Below are 786 nucleotides of genomic sequence, written 5' to 3'. Positions count from 1 at the left end.
ATCGCGGTTCGATCCATCCTAGGACGATCCTGGCGACAGAAATCCGACATGGGCCGAAAATCCCGGTCGGCAAGGCGCTTTGCTCCTGATCTTGCATAGCCCACTCTTTTCGACTTTGCTGCCGGCAAAGAGGGGTTTGCCTTCCATGCGCCAGATGTCGCTCACGCCCGAGCTTGTGGCTCTTTGCCATCGCGAGGAGATCGATCCCGGTCCGAGCGGGGAGTGGACGCAGCTCAGCGACGACGATTTCGGCGCGCTCGCCACGCGTCTTGCCGACGAAGCCGATGAGGGACCGCTTTGGGTGTTCGCCTATGGCTCGCTGATCTGGAAACCGGCCTTCGAGTCGGTCGAGCAGCAGCGCGCCTCGGCGCATGGCTGGCATCGCTCCTTCTGCCTGGATCTCGTGCGCTGGAGAGGCAGCGCTGAGCAGCCCGGACTGATGATGGCGCTTGAACGCGGCGGACGTTGCGACGGCGTCATCTACCGCCTGCCGGACGACGACAAGACCGCCCAGATCGAGAGGCTGCTGCGACGCGAGATCGACGACCACGAGAGCGTCGCCTCCGTCAGATGGGTTCCGGTGCGGACGGCGCAAGGTCGGGTGCGGGCGCTGGGCTTCTGGGTCGGTGTGACGGGCAGGGGGACGTCGCTCGGGCAGCCGCTGGAGAAGGTGGCTTGGGTGCTGGCGCGCGCGTGCGGCCATGTCGGCTCGGGTGCTGAATATCTCTACAACACCGTCAGCCATCTTGAGACCTTCGGCATCCATGACCGCAATCTGCGGCGGCT

The 786-nt window shown here is 64.9% G+C and carries 1 protein-coding gene; it reads left to right on the top strand.

The features are described from left to right. Positions 1–145 precede the first annotated feature (145 nt). On the top strand, positions 146–786 hold a 641-nt coding region (locus tag EOA24_RS39890), incomplete at its 3' end, for a gamma-glutamylcyclotransferase (RefSeq protein WP_133375046.1).

It is taken from the genome of Mesorhizobium sp. M2A.F.Ca.ET.039.01.1.1 (assembly GCF_003998035.1).
Lineage (GTDB): Bacteria > Pseudomonadota > Alphaproteobacteria > Rhizobiales > Rhizobiaceae > Mesorhizobium.
Note: the sequence above shows the minus strand (reverse complement) of the source record. Positions and strands in the feature narration are given on the sequence as shown.